We start from the raw sequence: 17,968 nt of genomic DNA, 5'->3' as shown, positions 1-17,968 counted from the left end.
GTTCTCTCCTCTATTCGGGGTGGGTGACGGGCACCGGCGCCGGACGCGCCGGGGCTTCGGGGGCGGGGCCGGTTTCGGTGGGATGACCGGCGCCGACCCAGTCTTCGATTCCTTCGCGGTACTTGCGGACGTCCGCGTATCCGAGCTCGAGCAGCCGGGCGCCGACGAATTCGCTGTTGCGGCAAGGGGTGTTGGCGCAGTAGACGACGATCGCCGCGTCCTTGTCCGGGACCACCCGCGGCGCGTGCTCGTCGGTGAACGCCGCGGCCTGCTCGTAGGGGAAGCCCGGGATGTTGCGGGCGCCGGGAAGGTGTTCGCGGGCGTAGTAGTCGGGCGGCATGGTGTCGACGACGATCACCGTGCCCTCGTCCATCGCGGTTTTCAGCTCTTCGCGGCCGATCAGCGGCAGCATGCCGGTTCCTCCCGGGTTCCGGCGGCGGGCAAGCAGGCCCGCCGCGAGGTGACTGACGAACGCCACGACCACCGAGTTGATCGTGGGAATCCCGAAATCGAAGACGAGCGCGAAAGCCGTCCCGAGCGCCCAGCTGACCAGCGCCGCGAGCTCCCAGTCGCGCCCGGCGACCGCTTGTCCCCGGCGCAGGGCGGCGAAAACCCGACGGCATCGGCGAAGCACGAAGTACTCCGCGATGAGCACCCCGGCGACCGGCGGGGCGAGCACGCCGACCGCGGTCAGGAACCCGGCGAAGTGGTCGGCGATCCCGAGCGCGGACGCCGCCGTGCCGAACACCCCGAGCACCAGGACCACGCGCACCCGGCCGACCTTCCGGTCGAACAGCACGTCGACGACGTTGACCAGGCCGAGCGAGGAGGAGTACAGGTTCCAGTCGTTGATCTTGAGGATCGCGGTGGCCAGCACCAGGGTGCCGAGCAGCCCCGAGGAGGAGGTGACGATGCCGACGACGTCCGAGGTCGCGGCGGCGTGCGCGAGCAGCACGCCGATCAGCCCGATCAGGTACTCGCCGAGCGTCACGCTGAGCACGGTCTGCTTGACGACGTCGGCGCGGGTGCGGTTGAACCGCGTCATGTCCGGGGTCATCAGCGCGCCGAGGATGAACGCCCCGGACACCAGCGTGGTCGCCGCGCCGAGCGACAGCGGCGGTCCCGGCGGGGGAGCGGAAACCAAGTCCGCCAGCGAGTGCGTGTGCAGTGCGTCGAGCACCGAATACCCGGCCAGCAGCAGGAAAGCGGGCACGGTCAGGTAGGCGGTCCAGGCCATCAGGCGGAAGCCGTAGACGGTGATCACGGTGATCGCCGCTCCGCCGACCAGCGCCCAGCCCCATTCCGGCACCGCGCCGCCGAGCGCGTGCATCCCGTGCGCGAACACCCCGTTCTGCACGCCGAACCAGCCCGCGAGGCTGACCGCCACCAGCAGGCCGACCAGCGCGGACCCCTTCCGGCCGAACCCGGCCCAGCGGGCCAGCACCGAGGTGGACAGTCCTTCCCGCACCCCGGCGATGCCGAGCAGCACGGTGATGACCTCCAGCAGCACCGAACCGATCGTGATGGCCAGCACCGCGTTCCAGAACGTCATGCCGTAGCCCAGCAGCGCGCCGACGATGAACTGCTGGAACGAGGACACCTGCCCGAACCGCTGCACCGCGACCGAGGGCCAGGACCGGCGGGCGGCGTCCGGGACGCGGGTCAGCGAATAGTCGTCGTGGCGGTCGCTCATCGGCCGGTCGCTTCCAGCGCGGCTTCGGCGACGACCAGGAAACCCTGGCCCGGCTCGGGCCGGAACGCGAATTCCCGGTCGAAGAACTTCCGCAGAAACGGCACCCGCTGGTGGTAGACGAACATCGACCGCGGATTTCCGGTGATCAGCCCGGAACCGGCGAACAACGGGAGTTCGGCGAGGAAGTAGCGCACCGCGAGCCGCAGCGCGCCCTCGTCCGGCACGTTTCCGGTCCGGCCCTGCAGCACCCAGGTGGAAGCGCCGTAGCAGGCGGACCGGAATGCGCTGTCGGTTTCGAAGTGGTTTTCCGCCGCCGCCAGCAGCCGCCGATAGGCGGGCAGTTCGCGCAGCCGGGCCATGCCGAGGATCCGGCTCTCCGGGTCGGGCACGTCCAGCGCGCGCAGTGCGGCGGCGATCTTGTTGTGCACGTGGCAGGACTGCCGGTGCGCTTTCTGTTTCGCCCTGGCCGGCGGGTATCCGAGCGCTTCGAGCGTGTAGGCGGTGACCTCGTCCGGGACGAAAAAGCAGAACTCGGCGAAGTGCTCCGCGGTCCACGCGGCGAGCCGGGTCAGCCGGTCCGCGGTGAAATAGCCGTTGAACGGGCTCACTCCGACACAGGCGTGCCGGACGTCCGGATACAGGCGGGCGCAGCCGGAAGACAGCGGAGTCGCGTCGAACATGGAAATCCTCCACCTTTTCTCGTCTCGATTCCGCGTTTCTCCCGGCGGGGCGGGACTGGTGCGGATCACTGTGCCGGGATCCGGGCGGCGCGGGTAATGCCTGCCGGTTATGCCGTCGCGGGACGGCGAGGCCGGCGGTTCGGAAAGAGGATTTCCTACTTTGGTCGGGCGATTGCCACACTTTCGCCGGTGCACTCGCGCCGGCGGGCGTCATATCGTGAACTTTCGTGGAGTTGGAACTCAAGCATTTGCGCCACCTCCAGGCGATCGCGAAAGCGGGCAGCCTCAACCGCGCGGCCACCGAACTGGTGCTGCCGCAACCCGCCCTCAGCCGCGAACTGCGCAGGATCGAGGAACTGCTCGGCCGGGCGCTGTTCGAACGCGCCCGCGCCGGGGTGCGGCCCACGCCGTTCGGGCAGCTGATCCTCGACTACGCGGACGGGATCCTGGCGCGCACCGCCCGGATCGGCCCGGCCCTCGCGCAGCACTGCGCCCAGCGCGAAAGCGCGTTGCGGGTCGGCTGGTCGGAAACCGTCCTGTCCGGCCCGCTGCTCCGCGCGCTGGAGACGACCGGGCTCGGCGACCGGGCGGAGATCCGGACCGCCGAGTCGACCGCGGAGATGCTCGGCTGGTTCGGCCGCGGCGAACTCGACCTCGCCGTCCTGTCCGAACAGTGCGCGGTGCCGCTGCCCCCGAACACCGGCCGGATCGACCTCGCCGAGGACCCGCTGCTGATGATGCTCCCGGACTGGCATCCGCTCGCCGCCCGGCACGAGGTGGACCTGGCCGAGCTGGAACACGAGCGGTGGATCTCCTCGACCGGGCCGGACCGCTGCCGCGAGTTCCTCGCCCGGGTGTGCGGCCCGTACGGCTTCGCCCCGGTGATCGCCCACTACGTGCCGGTCTCCGGCCCGCGCGACGAGATCGTCCGCTACCAGGGCGACGTCACGCTTGTCCAGGCCTCCCGCCCGCTCGCCCCGGGAGTGGTGCACCGGCCGGTTCCCGGACTGCGGGCGCGGACCAGCCATTTCCTGCTGTACCGGGAGGACAGTCCGGTCGCCGCGCGGGTCAGCCTGCTCGCCGGGTTGATCCTCGACGCCTATCACGACCACAAGGGCGGCTTCGACGGCCCGCGCGCGATTCCGGGGGAACTGCCGTGGCTGACCGCCCGGACCAGCTGATCCGTTCCGGTGCCGACCTCGAGCTGCGGCAGCTGAAGCTGCTGGTCGCGGTCGCCGAGGCGGGCAGCGTGGCGGCCGCCGCGGCCGTGCTCGGAACCACCCCGGCCAAGCTCACCCTGCGGATCCGGCGGCTGGAACGGATGATCGGCAGCGCGCTGCTGGCCGCGGAACCGGCCGGGAAGCTGTTCACCGAGACCGGCGAACTCCTCCTCGAACACGCCTCGGCGGTGGTGCCGCAGTTCGACCGGATGCTGACCGCCGCCCGCGCCGGGCTGGAGCGCCCCGTCGCGCAGATCCGGATCGGCTCGGTGCCGACACCCGTGCTGCCGCGGCTGATCCGCGAGGTGGGGGTGCGCAATCCCGATGCCGGGCTGGTGATCCGGACCGCCGAATCGGCTGCGGAGCTGGCGGAAGCGCTGCTGCGCGAGGAACTGGACCTCGGCCTGCTGCGCCAGGACGCCGTGCGGGAACGCCCTCTCGGATGGGTTTCGGTGGCCACGGAACCGCTGGTGGTCGGCATTCCGCTCGGACATCCGCTCGGCGTCCCGGACTCGCTCACCCCGGCCGCGCTGTCCCGCCAGCGCTGCGTTCTCCTTGACCAGACCGTGCAACCGCGTACGCAGGCACTGCTCGCGGCCTTCGCCGACGCCGGTGCTGATCCGCGGCTTTGCTACGCGGACAGCGAATGGGCAGTGCTGTGTCTCGGTTACGGGGCCGGAATCCTGACCGTGACAGCGCCGCCGACGAGACCGATGCCGGACACCTCATACCGGCCGCTGCATTGCGCGGCCACGAATTCGACCCTGGTGCTCGCCTGGACGGACCACGGACTGCTCGCCGGGTGCCTCCCTCGCGTCCGGGCGGCGATGACGCGCGCGCACGCCGAACACCTTCGCGCACTGCTCCATAGCCGTCCGTGAAGGACTCCTTGAGGGAATCAGATTCCCTCAAGGAGTCCTTCACGGACTTCAGAACGGTCGTCAGCCGATGCGGTAGCTGTACGGCAGAGTCGCCAGCACCTCACCGGTTCCGACCTGCGGCAGACCGGTCACGCCGGTCGGCAGCGACGGCACGGTCACGATGTTCAAGTGCCCGGCCACCTTCTGCCCGCGGTTGCCCGACGGCGTGATCGTCACCAGGATCGTCGCGGTCTCGCCCGGCTTCACCAGCTGCGGCGTGCCGCCGGTGCCGTTCGGGTCCACCGACTGGCCGTACGGGTCGCCGGTCGACGACGTCACCGAACCGTCGAAGCCCGCCGTCTGGATCGACGCCGTGTAGCTCGAATGCCCGGCAGGCGCGCCTTCCGGACCGAACGGGCCGATCTCCTGCACGTCGGCGAACCAGACGCCCTTGGTGACGTAGCCGGTCTTCTCGCCGATCGTCGCGACCGACACCGTGCTGCCGTTCTGCGCGGACTTCAGGTCGCCGAGCACGTCGATGCCCGCCGCCGAACCCTGGATCTCTGCCTGCGCGGGCACGGTCGAGGACGTCGCGACGGTGAACTTGCTCGTCTCCGGCGGGATCGAGTACACCGGCGCGTTCGCGTTCAGCTCCGGCAGGTCGACCTCGGTCGAACCCTGGATCGGCTGCGGCTGCAGCGTTTGCTTCGCGTTCGTGCGCGCGTCGACGCCGATGGCGATCGGCTCGATCCCGGTGTTGCGCACCGTCACCGGCACGGTCACCGCCTTGCCCGCGGCGAGCGACGCGGACTGCGGCAGCGCGGGCGCGCTGGCCGAGACCTGGTCGAAGCCGACGGTTCCGGTGAACGGCTGGTCGATCTGCTTGCCCGTCACCGGGTTCTGCACGACGAGCACCAGGTGCCAGCGGCCCGGCAGCGGGTTCGCGTCGACGAGCTGCAACGCGGTGCCCTGCTTCAGCGTGGTGGCCGAATCGAGGTAGGCGTTGCTGTTCACGTCGGCGAGTTCGCCGTTCGGGTCGACCAGGACGCCGTCGAGCAGCGTGCCCGGGTCCTGCAGCTTCACCGCGACGTCGAGGTCCCGCTTGCCGCGCGGAACGTCGAATTCGTAGGAGAAGGTCTGCGCCGGCGACACCGCGCGGGCGTTGCCGCCGGTGATCGTGCCGCCGAACGCGCCGGGCCCGTTCTTCGTCGGGATCAGCGCGCGCAGCACGGCCGACACCGTGGTCTGGTGTCCGTCGGAGCTGCCGAAGGTGATCGAGTAGTCCGCGTCGCCGCCGCTGGCCGGGGTCTGCAGCGCGACGTGCACCGGCTTCGTCTGACCGGGGTTGAGCTGCAGGATCTGCGGCGAAACCTGGCCGTACGGGACAGCCCGCTGCGCGGTGGTCGCCAGCTGGATGTCACCGGTGTAGCCGGCCTGCCCGGACGCCGAGTACAGCACCGCGGTCCACGTGCCCGCGGCCGGGCGCGTGACGTCCACGTTGGCGTAGTTCGCCGTCGCGGCCCCGCCCTGCGGACGGCTGTTGGCGACGAAGGTGCCGTCCGGAGCGAGCAGCGTCAGCCGCACCACCGGGGTGACGGACTGGCCGTTGACCGTCTTCGGGCTGCCCTGCCACGCCATCCGCGCCAGCAGCCGCTGCGCGCCGTTCGGCACGGAGAAGGTGACCTTCTTGTACGCCCAGTTCGTGCCGTTGAAGTACGGGAACGTCGGCAGCTTGGTCGAGTCGAACCCAGTGGTCTGCGTCTGCGTCCCCATCGGCGCGAACGTCCGCGTGCCGGTGCTGACCGTCAGCAGCTTGGTGCCCGAGTTGGTGACGTTGACCGACGCGTGCTGCGTGCTGCCCGGCGCGCCTTCCAGCGTCAACTGGTCGGCCGACAGCGTGATGTTCGACGAGACGCCCGCCGGTGCCCCGGTCGAACCCGGAGCGGTGAGCGCCGCTTCGACCGCCGCGCGAGCGTCGAGAAGGCCCGCGCCCTGCTCGTCGGCTGGGAGGTTGAGGTCGCGTGCGGTGCTGGTGATGATCTGCTTCACCTGTGCGGGCGTCGGCGACGCACCGTGGTGGGAATTGCGGTAACTCTGGATCACCAGCGCGGCGACGCCCGCGGTCAGCGGGGCGGATTCGCTGGTGCCGCCGAAGGATTCGAGGTCCGTGCCTTCCGGGACGGTCTTGAAGTTGCGGCATTCCGAGTACGCCGGGGAGCAGTCGGCCCAGTTGCCCTCGCCGGGTGCGACGAGGTCGATGGTGCGGCCGTTCTGCGTGATGCCGGACGAGGACAGCGCGGAGATGTTGTCGTTCACCCATTTCCCGTTGGAGAACGGGAAAGCCGCGTAGCCGGTCTGCGCGTACAGCCGGTTGTCGGTCGTCGCGCCGGTCGAGATCACCAGCGGGTCGGTGGCCGGGCTGCCGATCGTGGACGTGGTGCCCGCGTCGCCGCTGGAAGCGGTCACCGTGACGCCCGCGGCGACGGCCTGGTCGTTGAAGACCTGGAACAGGTTGCGGGAGCTGGAATCCGGGTACTGGTTGAGGCCGAGCGACTCGTTGATCACGTCGACGTGGTCGACGGTCACCGCGTAGTCGATCGCCTGCAGCACCGCGGAGTTCGTGGCGGTCTTGCCGAAGACGTTCAGCCCGACCAGGCTCGCACCCGGCGCGACGCCCTTGACGACGATGTTGCAGCCCGCCGGGAGCGGGTGCTTCTCGTTGACGAACTTCGACAGGTCGTGCACGACGACGCCTTGCGCGGCGATCGAGGAGGCGTCGCCGAAGGCCTCGGCCCCGGAGTCGGTCGTGTTCGGGCCGTCGCCGGAGAAGTCCTGGTAGTCCGAGAACACGTGGCTGCCGTCGGGACGGATGAAGTCCGCGTAGTTCGGGTCCATGTTGTCGGCGAGGAACGCGACCTTCACGCCCGCGCCGTTGGCCAGATCGGACGCGCTCTTGCCGCCGGTGGTGCTGTACGCGCGGATCGACGTCAGCGCTTCGGGCTCCAGCAACGGTTTAGCCGGGTCGGCCGGGCAGGTCGCGTTCGGCGTGGACTCCGCGGCCGGTCCGCCTGCTTTCGGCGCGGCGGCCGGTGCGCCCGGTTTGGCGTCCGGCAGCGTCACCTTGCTGTCCGGCAGCACCTGCGCGACCGCCGGGTCGTGCGCGAGCTGTGCGGCCTGCGCGGGCGTGACCGTGGCGGAAAACGCGTTGCCCAGCGCGAAGTGCTTGACCTTGGCCGGTGCCGCGCCGGAGAGCTTGGCGAGCACCGAGTCCTGTTCTTGGGTGGCTTTGGCGCGGCGAGTGCCCGAGGCCGCCTTGGTGGGCGGCGCGCTGGGCAGCTGGTCCGCGAGGACGACGATCACCGATTGCGGCGCGGTGTCCGCCGCGGCGGCCGGTGCGGCAGCCTGCGCCGGCTGGGTCGCCCCGGCCAGCACCAGGCTGCCGGTCGCAGCCATGACCAGGGCGCGAACGGATCGCGAGGAACGCCCCATGTGCAGTTCCCACTTCCTGCTAGAAGGGTTCGTGAGTTACCGGCCCCGACGAAATCGGGCGCACTCGTGCCGCGCTCGATTTCCCGATAGCAGAACTCTTTCCGACTCCCGCACGATCCACAAGCGACAATAGTGGGAAACAAATCCGGCAAACGGGACCGAATTTCCGCGCGGTCGCGCATTCGGTCCCGTTTGCCGGAATCGGGGTCAGTCCTGGGGAAGGTGCCGGCGCGAGTGCCGGGTCACCACAAGGGTTCCCGCGATGGCGACCAGCGCGACGCAGGCGAGCAGAACCGGGTAGCCCGCTACTCCGTTCAGGGCGGCCAAAATTGACGGCAGCAGGAATCCGATGTAAGCCAGCGCGTAGTACACGCCGGTGAGTTCCGCGATTTCGCCCGGCCGGGCGAGGCGTTGCAATTCCAGCAGTCCGGACACCACCACGATGCCGTAAGCGGCGCCCAGCACAATCGCCGCGCCGAGGGCGATCCACGGCGATTCCTGCGCGGCGGCGAAGACACTCAGGACGAGTCCGGCGCAGAGCACCGCCATCCCGGTGAGCACCGCCCGGGCGCTGGTGGCGCGGTCGACCCGCTTGGCGATCGGCTGGATCCCCACGCCCGCGCCGATCGCGCAGACGGTGAGCAAGGTGGAGTAGGCCAGCGCCCACGACCCGGTCTGATGCTCGACGAGCTGCGGCAGGATCGCGTACGCCACGCCGCACGAGCCGAAGATCCACGGCGCGGCGGGCAGGATCACCCGGCGGAACCGCGGATGCCGCGCGGTGGCGGGCAAGGCGGCGCGGATCGATTCGGTCCGGACAGTGAGCGTTTCCGGACTGCGCGTGACCGCGAGCAGCGAGACCAGCGCGAGTCCGATGTGGACCAGGTAGGGGAGGACCATCGGCCACGGACCCCATTGCGCGAGCACTCCGGCGACGCCCGGGCCGATGCCCAGTCCGAGCGTCAGGCACAGCGCGGCGCGCCGGGTGCCGGTGTCGGCCGCGCTGTGCGGGTCGGCGTCGGCGAGTTCCTTGATCCAGGTGGAGCCCACGGCCATTGCGACCGCGACCGCGATGCCAGACAGGAACCGGCCGGCGGCGATCCATCCGACGCCGACCGGGCCGAGCGCCAGCAGCACGCTCGCCAGCAGCGACACCACGGTGCCGGCGAACATCACCGGGCGGCGACCGTACCGATTGGACAGTCCGCCGGACAGCAGCAGCCCCGGCACGAGACCGACGACGTACGCGCCGAGCAGCGCGTCGACGGTGAACGCGGAGTAGCCAGCGGCGTGGTACATGACGAGCAGCGGGGTGAACTGGTTGCCGCCCCAGCCGCACGCGAACACCGCGGCGGCGGCCGGAAACCAGGCCGGACGGGCGGTTGTCTCGGGTGTTCCGGGCAGGGGAGCGCGGTCAGCAGTAGTGGTCATCGACGGTGCACCGAATCCAGGTGTGCTCGCAGGGCCGGGGCGAAGGTGTCAGCCTTCGTCTCCGCCTCCGCGATGATGTTCAGGAGGTCTTCGTGCTCGCCGACGACTTGGGGCAGCCGAGCCGGGATCGGCGCGAGCGCGTGGACGTTCATCCGGCGCTGCCGGTCGGCGAGCGTGGTGTAGAAGCTGAGCAGCAGCGCGTTGCCGCCCGCCTCGACGATCGTGCGGTGAAACAGCGCGTCGGCTTCCGCGAACGCCGGCACGTCGCCCGCTTCCGCGTGCTGCCGCTGGACAGCCAGCACCGCGCGCAGCTGCTCGAGCGCCGCCGGGATCAACTCCGGACGCCTGCCCAGCCGTTGTACCGCCGCGCTTTCGACGGCCTCGCGGGCTTCGAGCACGTCCTCGGCCTCGCCCGGGGTGATCGGGACGACGATCGCGCCGCGCTTCGGGATCAGGTTGAGCAGCCCCTCGACCTGCAGCCGCAGGAACGCCTCGCGCACCGGCGTCCGGCTCACCCCGAGCCGCTCGGCGATCTCGCCCTCGCTGAACAGGTGTCCGCCGGGCAGTTCGCCGGTGAGCACGAGCTCCTTGGTGAGCTCGTACGCGCGGTCGGCGGCGGGTTTCAACGCGTTCACAGGTGGGACGCTAGCATGCATCCTAGCTTGTATCTAAGGCGTTGTGACCTGCGGCTCAATCGGTTCTGTCGGTGCCGTGTGCGATGCTCGTCGGCGTGCTGTTCCTCGATGCCCCGCCGACCGTCCGCCAAGCCGTCGACGCCATCCGTTCCGCATTGACGGGCGGCCTGGACCCGGACCAAGACCCGCCGCGGTCTGTCGTACCGGTGCCCACCGGGCAGTTTCTGCTGATGCCCGCGTTCTGGGACCGCTACGCCGGGGTCAAGGTCGCCTCCGTCGCCCCGGACAACCCGGCTCGCGGCTTGCCGCGGATCCAAGGCCACTACCTGCTGATGGACGGCCCGACGCTCACCCCCAAGGCGCTCCTGGACGGCATCGCCCTCACGTCGGTCCGCACGGCGGCGGTTTCCGCCGTGGCGGTCGACCTCCTGGCCGAGCCGGACGCGGAACGCCTGGTCGTGTTCGGGACAGGCCCGCAGGCGCAGAGCCACATCGAAGCCTTCCGCACCGTGCGGCCGGTGCGGGAGGTGGTGGTCGTCGGCCGGAATGCGGAGCGCACGCAAGCTCTCGCCGCGCAGTACCCGTTCGCCCGGGTAGGCACGCCGGACGACGTGTCCTCGGCTGATCTGATCGCCTGCTGCACCTCGTCGCGAACCCCCGTGTTCGACGGCGCGAAAGTCCCCGAGCACGCCACCGTCGTAGCCGTCGGCTCACACGAACCCGACGCCCGGGAAGTCGACGATGTCCTCATTGGACGGTCCACAGTGGTCGTAGAAGGCATCGGTGCGGCTACTCGCGAGGCCGGAGATGTAGTGCTGGCAATGAAATCCGGCGTCCTCGCGGCGGACGACTTGGTGCCGCTCGCGGAACTGGCACAGGGGAGGACGGTGGCGTCGGGTCCCCGGCTGTTCAAGAGCGTCGGAATGGCTTGGGAGGATCTGGTGGTCGCGGCGGCGGCCTATGAAGCTGTCATGTGACATCCCGGCGCAGCGGGAACGCGACTGCTAGCCCGGCCGCGACCAGTGCGTATCCGAGGAGAACGAGCGCGCCGCCCGCGGTGGGCAGCAGGTGTCCGCCTGCGTGGCCGGTCTGCTGGGCGAGCGCGTCGGTGAGGTAGCCGAATTCGGTGAGCGCGGCGGTGGCTCCGCCGGGAAGGTAGGGATAGATCGTGTTCACGCCGGGGATGGCGAGCAGCGCGATTTCGACCAGGTACAGGTACCCGATCACGACCGCTAGCGCGGCGACCTGATTCCGCAGCAGCGCACCGATTCCCACGCCCAGCACGGTGTAGATCGTCATCGCGGCGGCGATCCGGAGCAGCAGCTCGACGACTGTCGCCGGGGCGAGGCCGACGGTCACCCCATGGAGGGCGGCGCTGCCGTAGAGCGCGAGCCCGGCGGCGACGGCGGTGACGACGCCGTAGCAGAGGCCGCCGACGGCGAACGCCGCGAGTTTCGCGATGAGGATCCGCCAGCGGCGCGGTGCGAAGAGGAACGTGACGGAAATCGTGCGGTGCCGGTACTCCGACGTCATCGCGACGGTGCCGAAGACGGCGGGGAACAGGACCGTCACGGTCGCCATGCCGAGCACGTTCCGCACCCCGGCGGCGGTGTCGAGGCCGGGCATCGGCGGCTGGACGTGCTCCGGGCCGATCACGCCGATCAGCCCGACCAGGCCGCCGCCGCACACCGCGGCGGCGATGAGCGCCCACAGCCACAGCCGGGTGGAGCGCAGCCGGCGGAGTTCCGCGGCGATCATCGGCGTTCTCCTGCGGTGAGGGCGAGGAAAACCTGTTCCAGGCCGGGCTTTTCCGGGGTGAGCTCGTGGATTCGCAGTCCGGCCGCGGCCGCCCGGTCCGCGATCGCGGCGGTGCTGAGGCCGGAGACGCGAAGAAGATCCGGCGCGATCCGTTCGGCGGCCCCGCTCAACGTTCGAGCGAGGTCGTCGGCGTCGGGCGAGCGGACGAGCGCGGCGGGTGCGGTCGAGACGGACAGCTCCGCCAGGGTGCCGGTGGCGACGAGGCGGCCGTCGCGGATGACCACCACCTGCCCGGCGATCTGCTCCAGTTCGCTGAGCACGTGGCTGGAGACCAGCACGGTCCGGCCGGTCGCGGCGAACCCGGTGAGCAGGTCGCGCAGCCACGCCATGCCCTGCGGGTCCAGTCCGTTGCCCGGTTCGTCGAGCACCAGCACTCGCGGGTCGCCGAGCAGCGCGGTCGCGAGGCTGAGCCGTCGCCGCATGCCGGTGGAATAACCGCGCGAGGGCCGCCCCGCGAAGGCGGTCATTTCCAGTTGCTCCAGCACCTCGTCGACGCGCCGGCGCGGCAGCCGGGCCATCGTGGCGTAGATGCGCAGATGCTCGCGCGCGGAACAGGACGGATGCGGGTCGGCCCCGTCGAGCACCGCGCCGACGGTGCGGACCGGATGCGGCAGCTCGGCGTACCGGACGCCGTCGATCGTCGCGATCCCGGCGTCCGGCCGGACCAGGCCGAGGAGCATCCGCATCGTGGTGGTCTTCCCGGAACCGTTCGGCCCGAGGAAACCGGTGATTTCCCCGGGACCGGCGGAAAACGTCAGATCGGCGACCGCGGGCGTCGCGGCGAACCGCTTGGTCAGGTTCTCGACGGCGATGCTCATGCGCGGGCCTTGAGCGCTTCGGCCAGCTCGGCCGCGTCGGGCAGGCTGAGCAGCAGTTCGCCGAACTCCCCGCCGTCGAGGACGATCCGCAGCGCCGGACCGGACCGGCGCGCCGACACCAGCTGGCGCGTCCCGGTGCCCAGCCCCCAGATCCCGACCTTGACCACCCCGCTGACCAGCATGCCGATCCGGCCGCCGCGCGTGCGGGCCAGCGGATTCCCGATCTCCTCGACCGTCCGGATGCGAGCCAGCGGGACCGTGATCTCTTCTCGCCACACGGCGATCCGCTCCCAGCGGGAGAACCGCACCCGGAGCCCGTCGCCGACGATTTCGGCTGTCGCCATTGCCTTCACCCCCTGCGTTATCTGTTCTATTAGATGTATAGCAGATATCCTGGACGGGTGCTGCTGACTTTGGATCTCGACAGCGAGACGCCGATCTACCTGCAGATCCGCGACCGGATCGTGGAGGCGATCGCCCAGGGCGACCTCGGCGAGGGCGACGCGCTGCCGTCCACCCGGCAGTTCGGCGCCGACCTCGGCATCAACTTCCACACCGTGAACAAGGCCTACGACCTGCTCCGCGCGCAGGGCCTGATCCGCATCAACCGCAAGAGCGGCGCGGTGATCCGCCGCGACGCCCGATCCGGCCCCGCCGAATCCGGGTACGCCGACGAATGGCAGGAACGGCTTCACACGCTCCTGGCCGAGGCCGTCGCGCTCGGGCTGGACGCCGACGAGGTGATGGCCCGCTGTGGCTCGGTGCTGGAGTCCTTCCGTGCCAAGGCGGCGTCGTGACGTCGTCGGTCTACGTGGATCTTGCGCTGGTGGCGCTGCTGGCCGCGGCGTTCTGGGCGGCGCCCGCGCTGGCCCGGCCGACGCTTCCGTTCGGCGTGCGGGTGCCGGCGGCGCGCGTCGCCGAACCGGAGATCGTCCGTGCGCACCGTCGTTACGCGCGGGGAGTGCTGGTGGTCGGCGCTCTCGCGTTCGTCCTGGTCGCCGACGAGGTGCCGGCCCGGTGCGGCTCGGTGCTGGAATCCTTCCGCGTCAAGGCGGCGTCGTGACGTCGTCGGTCTACGTGGATCTCGCGCTGGTGGCGCTGCTGGCCGCCGTGTTCTGGGCGGCACCCGCGCTGGCCCGGCCGACGCTTCCGTTCGGCGTGCGGGTGCCGGCGGCGCGCGTCGCCGAACCGGAGATCGTCCGTGCGCATCGTCGCTATGCGCGCGGGGTGCTGGTGGTCGGCACTCTCGCGTTCGTCCTGGTCGCTTTCGCCTCGGCCGGACTGCGCTGGGAGCCGGCGGCCGCGTTCGCCGCACCGGTTCTCGCGGCTGCTTGCTGCGGCCTCGGCTACCAGGCGCACCGCACGGTCGCCGCCGCGAAACGCTCCGGCGACTGGTACTCCGGCACCCGGCAGGCAGTCGCGACTGACACCTCGCTCCGCACCGACCCGGTCCGTCCACAGTGGATTTTCCTGGCTCCGGCGGCAGTGCTGTTCGCGATCACCGCGGCGATCGGGGCGTGGCGCTACGGCGACCTGCCCGCGACACTGCCGACGCCGAACGGAATGACCGTCGACTCCGCCCTGCGCGGCGCGACCACGGTAGGCCGTGCGTTCGCGACCGTCACCGCGCAGCTGTTGATCATCGTCCTCGTGGCTCTGCTGGGTATCGCGTTGCCGCGTGCCCGGCCGGAACTCGACGCGGCGCAGCCCGCCGCCTCCGCCGCCCGGTACCGCGACTACCTCGCCGGCGTGCTGCGGCTGCTGTTCGGCACCGCCGGATGCGTGGCCGCGAGCTTGCTGGTGGCGTCGCTGGAGGTGTGGGAAATCGTCCCGGCCACGACCGGCGCGACTGTCGTCAGCTACGTCCCGCTCGCTGGCGCGGTGGTCGCGTGGGTAGCGTTCGCGTTCCGGGTGGGTGATGCCGGGCACCGGCTGCCTGCGGACGAAGAGGATTCCGGCCGCGTACAGCGCGACGACGACCGGTACTGGCACCTCGCAGGCATGGTCTACGCGAACCGCGGCGACCCGGCCCTTCTCGTGCACCGGCGCTCGGGGGTCGCCTGGACGCTCAACCTCGGACACCCGATCAGCTGGGCGCTCCTCGCCGCACTCGCGGCGTTCGCCGCGCTGGCCGGATTCGGCGTCGTCGAACTGCCTTCCCGCAGCGGATAGCCTGGGCTCCTTCGACGGCGAGGGGAACTGGGATGTCCGAGGAACTGACCACCGCGGCGGAACTGTTCGACGCAATCGGCGCCGGGTACGAGGACGCGTTCGGCCGCCCGCCGGTGGTGGACGCGGCGGTGCGGGAGTTGCTCACGGTGCTGCCGCCGTCGGCGCGGGTGCTCGACGTCGGCAGCGGGACCGGCCGCCCCGTAGCGGCGGATCTGGTCGCCGCCGGGCACCGGGTGACCGGGATCGACGTGTCCGCGGAGATGGTGCGGATCGCCCGCGAGCAGGTGCCCGGGGCCGAGTTCGTGCAGGCCGACGTGCGGGAATGGGAGTCGGAACCGGGGACGTGGGACGCGGTGTGCGCGTTCTTCCCGTTCCTGCAGCTGCCGCGGGCCGAAACGGAGCGCGCGCTCGGCCGGATCGCCGGCTGGCTGGCCCCGGGAGGAATGTTCGCGCTGATCACGGTGCCCGCCGACGTCGAGGACGTCCCGGTCGACTTCCTCGGCCACACGATCCGGGTGACGAGCTTCCCGGCGGACGCGCTGGCCGACCGGGTCCGCGCGGCCGGACTGGAAGTGACCGGGACCAGGACGGAAACGTTCGCCCCGGACAAGCCCGGAGCGGAGCCGGAGGACCACCTGCTGATCGCGGCCCGCAAACCCGGCTGAGCGGCTCCGGGACACGGAATTGTGAAAGAAATTCAGCGATGCGGATGCGGCACGGGAAAGCGGGGCGGCATTTTCGCGCGGTCCGGGTGAACACGCCGGAAACTGCGCTGAAACACCGCCCCGCCCGCTCGTCGCTGCTGGTCTCAACAATCCCTGCTGAGACCGGATTATTGCGGGGCTACCATGGTTTGCTCACGGCGACCGATTCGCGAGGTTTGCAAGCTGAGTTTGTTGCACCCGCGGCCGCCGACGTTCACGGCTCGTTTTCGCTCGCGGCGGCTGGTCTCGTTTCGCCGCGGAGGCTGGCCGTTGCGACAGATTCCCGCAGCCGACCGCGGTTGCCGACGCGCACAGCTCTCTCGCCCCGGCTGGTTGCCGAGGCTCCTGACTTGCGCGGTTCGCTCGCCGCGGTCGATCTGCGGACTTCCGGTGGCAGTTGATTTCGCGCGAGGTTCGCCTGCGTGGCTGTCTCCCGACTCGCGCAGTTCCTTTGCCACCAACGATTTCCCGGTTCTCGGCGGGACAGACGTGCGCGGTCCGCCCTCGGCGCGGGAACTCAGGCCGGAACAGCCGTGGTTACTGCTGGTTGCCCCACTGCTGCTCGCCCTGCTGGCCTCCTTGGTCGAAGCCGCCCTGCTCGCCTTGACCGAAGCCGCCCTGTCCGCCTTGCTCGCCCTGGCCGAAGCCGCCTTGGCCGCCTTGCTCACCCTGGCCGAATCCGCCTTGGTCACCCTGGCCGAAGCCGCCCTGCTGACCCTGCGGACCGCCCTGCTGGCCGCCCTGGTCGAAGCCGCCCTGCTGCTGCCCGCCGCCTTGTTCCTGGCCGCCTTCCTGGCCGCCGCCGAAGTTCTCCTTCAGTTTGTCCGCGCCCTGGCGGATCTGGTCGCCGTGCTTGCCGCCCGTTTTCTCGTCGGCGAATTCGGCGGCCTTGTCGATGCCCTGGCTGACCTTGTCCGGGTTGTTGCCCGCGAATTCCTGGATCTTGTCCTTGGCCTGGTCGAAAAAGCTCATCGAAAATCCTCCTTGATCTATTCGTGACCCATGGATACCAGCCGGGTACCCGAAGGGCGCGGCCGCGAGACGCCAGTCCCCGGTTCGGGTGAGGCCCGGCGCCGGTTCTGCCCGGGTCGGGCCACGGGTGGGTTACCCCACACGCCCGGACGCGGACCGGACCGGCCGGTAGGGTCGCCGCGGCAGGCGCCGGAGCCGAGGAGGACACGTGGCGGGACCGTTGAGCGGGCTGAAGGTCGTCGAACTGGCCGGGATCGGGCCGGGGCCGCACGCGTGCATGGTGCTCGCCGACCTGGGCGCGGACGTCGTCCGGGTGGAACGGCCTTCCGGATCGCTCGACCTCAGCGGCGGCAAGCCGGACCCGCTGCTGCGCGGACGCCGCTCGGTCGCCGCGGACCTCAAGACCCCCGAGGGCCGCGAACTCGTCCTGCGGCTCGCGGCGAAAGCGGACGTGCTGATCGAAGGGTTGCGGCCGGGCGTCACCGAACGGCTCGGCGTCGGCCCGGACGACTGCTTCGCGCGCAATCCCCGCCTGGTGTACGGCCGGATGACCGGCTGGGGCCAGGACGGCCCGCTCGCCCAGCGCGCCGGGCACGACATCAACTACCTCGGCCTCACCGGCGTGCTGCACGCGATCGGCCGCGCGGGCGAGCGTCCGGTGCCGCCGCTCAACCTGGTCGGCGACTTCGGCGGCGGGTCGATGTTCCTGATCGCGGGCGTGCTCGCGGCGCTGTGGGAATGCGGCCGGACCGGGCGCGGGCAGGTCGTGGACGCGGCGATGGTCGACGGCGTGAACGTGCTGTCCCAGATGATGTGGGCATTGCGCGGCCTGGGTTCCTGGTCCGACGAACGCGGCACGAACCTCCTGGACGGCGGCGCGCCGTTCTACGACACGTACGTCTGCGCGGACGGCCGTTATGTCGCCGTCGGTTCCCTCGAGCCGCAGTTCTACGCGGCTCTCCTGAACGGCCTCGGCCTCGCCGCGGAAGACCTCCCGGCGCAACTGGACCGCGACGGCTGGCCCACCCTCCGCGCCACCTTCACCCGGGCCTTCCTCACCCGCACCCGCGACGAATGGGCCGAGGTCTTCGACGGCACCGACGCGTGCGTCACGCCGGTCCTCGCTCCCGACGAGGCTCCCCAGCACCCGCACATCGCCGCCCGGTCCGGCCTGGTCACGCTCGACGGCATCGTCCAGCCCGCTCCGGCGCCGCGGTTTTCGCGCAGCACGACGGATGTGCCGACGCCGCCGCCGGTGCCGGGCGCGGACACCGAGGACGTCCTCGCCGATTGGAAGGCCTAGCCCCGCAACCGCACCGGCAACGTCAGATGCCCGTTGGTGATGAACGACGGCACCGGCTCCAGCTTCTCTCCCGCCACTGCCAGCGCCAACTCCGGGAACCGCCCGAACAGCGCAGGCAGCGTCAGCTCGGCCCGGTCGAGCCTGGTCGCGCTCGACGGCATTGTCCAGCCCGC

The 17,968-nt window shown here is 70.8% G+C and carries 18 protein-coding genes; 8 read left to right on the top strand and 10 right to left on the bottom strand.

Annotated elements, in window-relative coordinates; translation table 11 throughout:
* Positions 1-10: 10 nt before the first annotated feature.
* Both WA670_RS24910 and WA670_RS24905 read right to left on the bottom strand, forming a co-directional pair.
* Complete coding sequence (locus tag WA670_RS24910; RefSeq protein ID WP_442893126.1) at positions 11-1,693, bottom strand: cytosine permease; 1,683 nt, start codon at positions 1,691-1,693, stop codon at positions 11-13.
* Entirely contained in the window at positions 1,690-2,373 is a 684-nt protein-coding gene (locus WA670_RS24905; RefSeq protein WP_134663441.1) for a tRNA-dependent cyclodipeptide synthase, read from the bottom strand. Before WA670_RS24905 ends, WA670_RS24910 begins: the two co-directional genes overlap by 4 nt.
* 227 nt (positions 2,374-2,600) lie before the next feature.
* Between WA670_RS24905 and WA670_RS24900 the strand changes: the two genes are divergently transcribed.
* A complete protein-coding gene (locus WA670_RS24900) occupies positions 2,601-3,554 on the top strand; it encodes a LysR family transcriptional regulator (RefSeq protein ID WP_336159029.1) in 954 nt (317 codons plus the stop codon).
* Positions 3,530-4,474: a LysR substrate-binding domain-containing protein gene (locus WA670_RS24895; RefSeq protein WP_336159028.1), complete on the top strand. Its 945-nt coding sequence runs from the start codon at positions 3,530-3,532 to the stop codon at positions 4,472-4,474. Before WA670_RS24900 ends, WA670_RS24895 begins: the two co-directional genes overlap by 25 nt.
* 60 nt (positions 4,475-4,534) lie before the next feature.
* Here WA670_RS24895 and WA670_RS24890 read toward each other — a convergent pair whose 3' ends face one another.
* The 3 genes from WA670_RS24890 to WA670_RS24880 form a co-directional block, all read right to left on the bottom strand.
* Positions 4,535-7,906: a S8 family serine peptidase gene (locus tag WA670_RS24890; protein WP_336159027.1), complete on the bottom strand. Its 3,372-nt coding sequence runs from the start codon at positions 7,904-7,906 to the stop codon at positions 4,535-4,537.
* Between the two features lie 243 nt (positions 7,907-8,149).
* The gene (locus WA670_RS24885) at positions 8,150-9,373 is read right to left on the bottom strand and encodes an MFS transporter (RefSeq protein WP_336159026.1); all 1,224 of its coding nucleotides are present in this window, start codon (positions 9,371-9,373) and stop codon (positions 8,150-8,152) included.
* Positions 9,370-10,008: a GntR family transcriptional regulator gene (locus WA670_RS24880; RefSeq protein ID WP_037818639.1), complete on the bottom strand. Its 639-nt coding sequence runs from the start codon at positions 10,006-10,008 to the stop codon at positions 9,370-9,372. Before WA670_RS24880 ends, WA670_RS24885 begins: the two co-directional genes overlap by 4 nt.
* 71 nt (positions 10,009-10,079) lie before the next feature.
* Between WA670_RS24880 and WA670_RS24875 the strand changes: the two genes are divergently transcribed.
* Positions 10,080-10,985 (top strand): ornithine cyclodeaminase family protein, encoded by a 906-nt coding sequence (locus WA670_RS24875; RefSeq protein WP_336159025.1) that lies wholly within the window; start codon positions 10,080-10,082, stop codon positions 10,983-10,985.
* On the opposite strand, the gene WA670_RS24870 is transcribed toward WA670_RS24875, so the two are convergent.
* The 3 genes from WA670_RS24870 to WA670_RS24860 are packed head-to-tail and all read right to left on the bottom strand — an operon-like array spanning position 10,978 to position 12,988.
* On the bottom strand, positions 10,978-11,766 hold the full coding sequence (locus tag WA670_RS24870; protein WP_336159024.1) for an ABC transporter permease: 789 nt from the start codon (positions 11,764-11,766) through the stop codon (positions 10,978-10,980). The genes WA670_RS24875 and WA670_RS24870 overlap by 8 nt on opposite strands.
* Positions 11,763-12,644, bottom strand: coding sequence for an ABC transporter ATP-binding protein (locus tag WA670_RS24865; protein WP_336159023.1), 882 nt, complete (start codon positions 12,642-12,644; stop codon positions 11,763-11,765). The genes WA670_RS24870 and WA670_RS24865 overlap by 4 nt, the downstream gene beginning before the upstream one ends.
* Positions 12,641-12,988: a hypothetical protein gene (locus WA670_RS24860; RefSeq protein ID WP_336159022.1), complete on the bottom strand. Its 348-nt coding sequence runs from the start codon at positions 12,986-12,988 to the stop codon at positions 12,641-12,643. Before WA670_RS24860 ends, WA670_RS24865 begins: the two co-directional genes overlap by 4 nt.
* A gap of 57 nt (positions 12,989-13,045) precedes the next feature.
* On the opposite strand from WA670_RS24860, the gene WA670_RS24855 reads away from it, so the two are divergent.
* The 4 genes from WA670_RS24855 to WA670_RS24840 are packed head-to-tail and all read left to right on the top strand — an operon-like array spanning position 13,046 to position 15,481.
* Complete coding sequence (locus tag WA670_RS24855; protein ID WP_336159021.1) at positions 13,046-13,441, top strand: GntR family transcriptional regulator; 396 nt, start codon at positions 13,046-13,048, stop codon at positions 13,439-13,441.
* A complete protein-coding gene (locus WA670_RS24850) occupies positions 13,438-13,707 on the top strand; it encodes a hypothetical protein (RefSeq protein ID WP_336159020.1) in 270 nt (89 codons plus the stop codon). The genes WA670_RS24855 and WA670_RS24850 overlap by 4 nt, the downstream gene beginning before the upstream one ends.
* A complete protein-coding gene (locus WA670_RS24845) occupies positions 13,704-14,816 on the top strand; it encodes a DUF1648 domain-containing protein (RefSeq protein WP_336159019.1) in 1,113 nt (370 codons plus the stop codon). The genes WA670_RS24850 and WA670_RS24845 overlap by 4 nt, the downstream gene beginning before the upstream one ends.
* Positions 14,817-14,848: 32 nt before the next feature.
* Positions 14,849-15,481, top strand: a complete 633-nt coding sequence (locus WA670_RS24840; protein WP_336159018.1) for a class I SAM-dependent DNA methyltransferase — start codon at positions 14,849-14,851, stop codon at positions 15,479-15,481.
* A gap of 576 nt (positions 15,482-16,057) precedes the next feature.
* Here WA670_RS24840 and WA670_RS24835 read toward each other — a convergent pair.
* Positions 16,058-16,492, bottom strand: coding sequence for an antitoxin (locus WA670_RS24835; protein ID WP_336159017.1), 435 nt, complete (start codon positions 16,490-16,492; stop codon positions 16,058-16,060).
* 208 nt (positions 16,493-16,700) lie between these two features.
* Between WA670_RS24835 and WA670_RS24830 the strand changes: the two genes are divergently transcribed.
* Positions 16,701-17,795 carry a CaiB/BaiF CoA transferase family protein gene (locus WA670_RS24830; RefSeq protein ID WP_336159016.1) on the top strand — a complete coding sequence of 365 codons (1,095 nt, stop codon included), beginning with the start codon at positions 16,701-16,703 and terminating at the stop codon, positions 17,793-17,795.
* Here WA670_RS24830 and WA670_RS24825 read toward each other — a convergent pair.
* Positions 17,792-17,956 (bottom strand): hypothetical protein, encoded by a 165-nt coding sequence (locus WA670_RS24825; RefSeq protein ID WP_205669951.1) that lies wholly within the window; start codon positions 17,954-17,956, stop codon positions 17,792-17,794. The genes WA670_RS24830 and WA670_RS24825 overlap by 4 nt on opposite strands.
* Positions 17,957-17,968: the final 12 nt, after the last annotated feature.

The sequence above is a fragment of the Amycolatopsis sp. VC5-11 genome, from assembly GCF_037034185.1.
GTDB lineage: Bacteria > Actinomycetota > Actinomycetes > Mycobacteriales > Pseudonocardiaceae > Amycolatopsis > Amycolatopsis nivea.
Note: the sequence above shows the minus strand (reverse complement) of the source record. Positions and strands in the feature narration are given on the sequence as shown.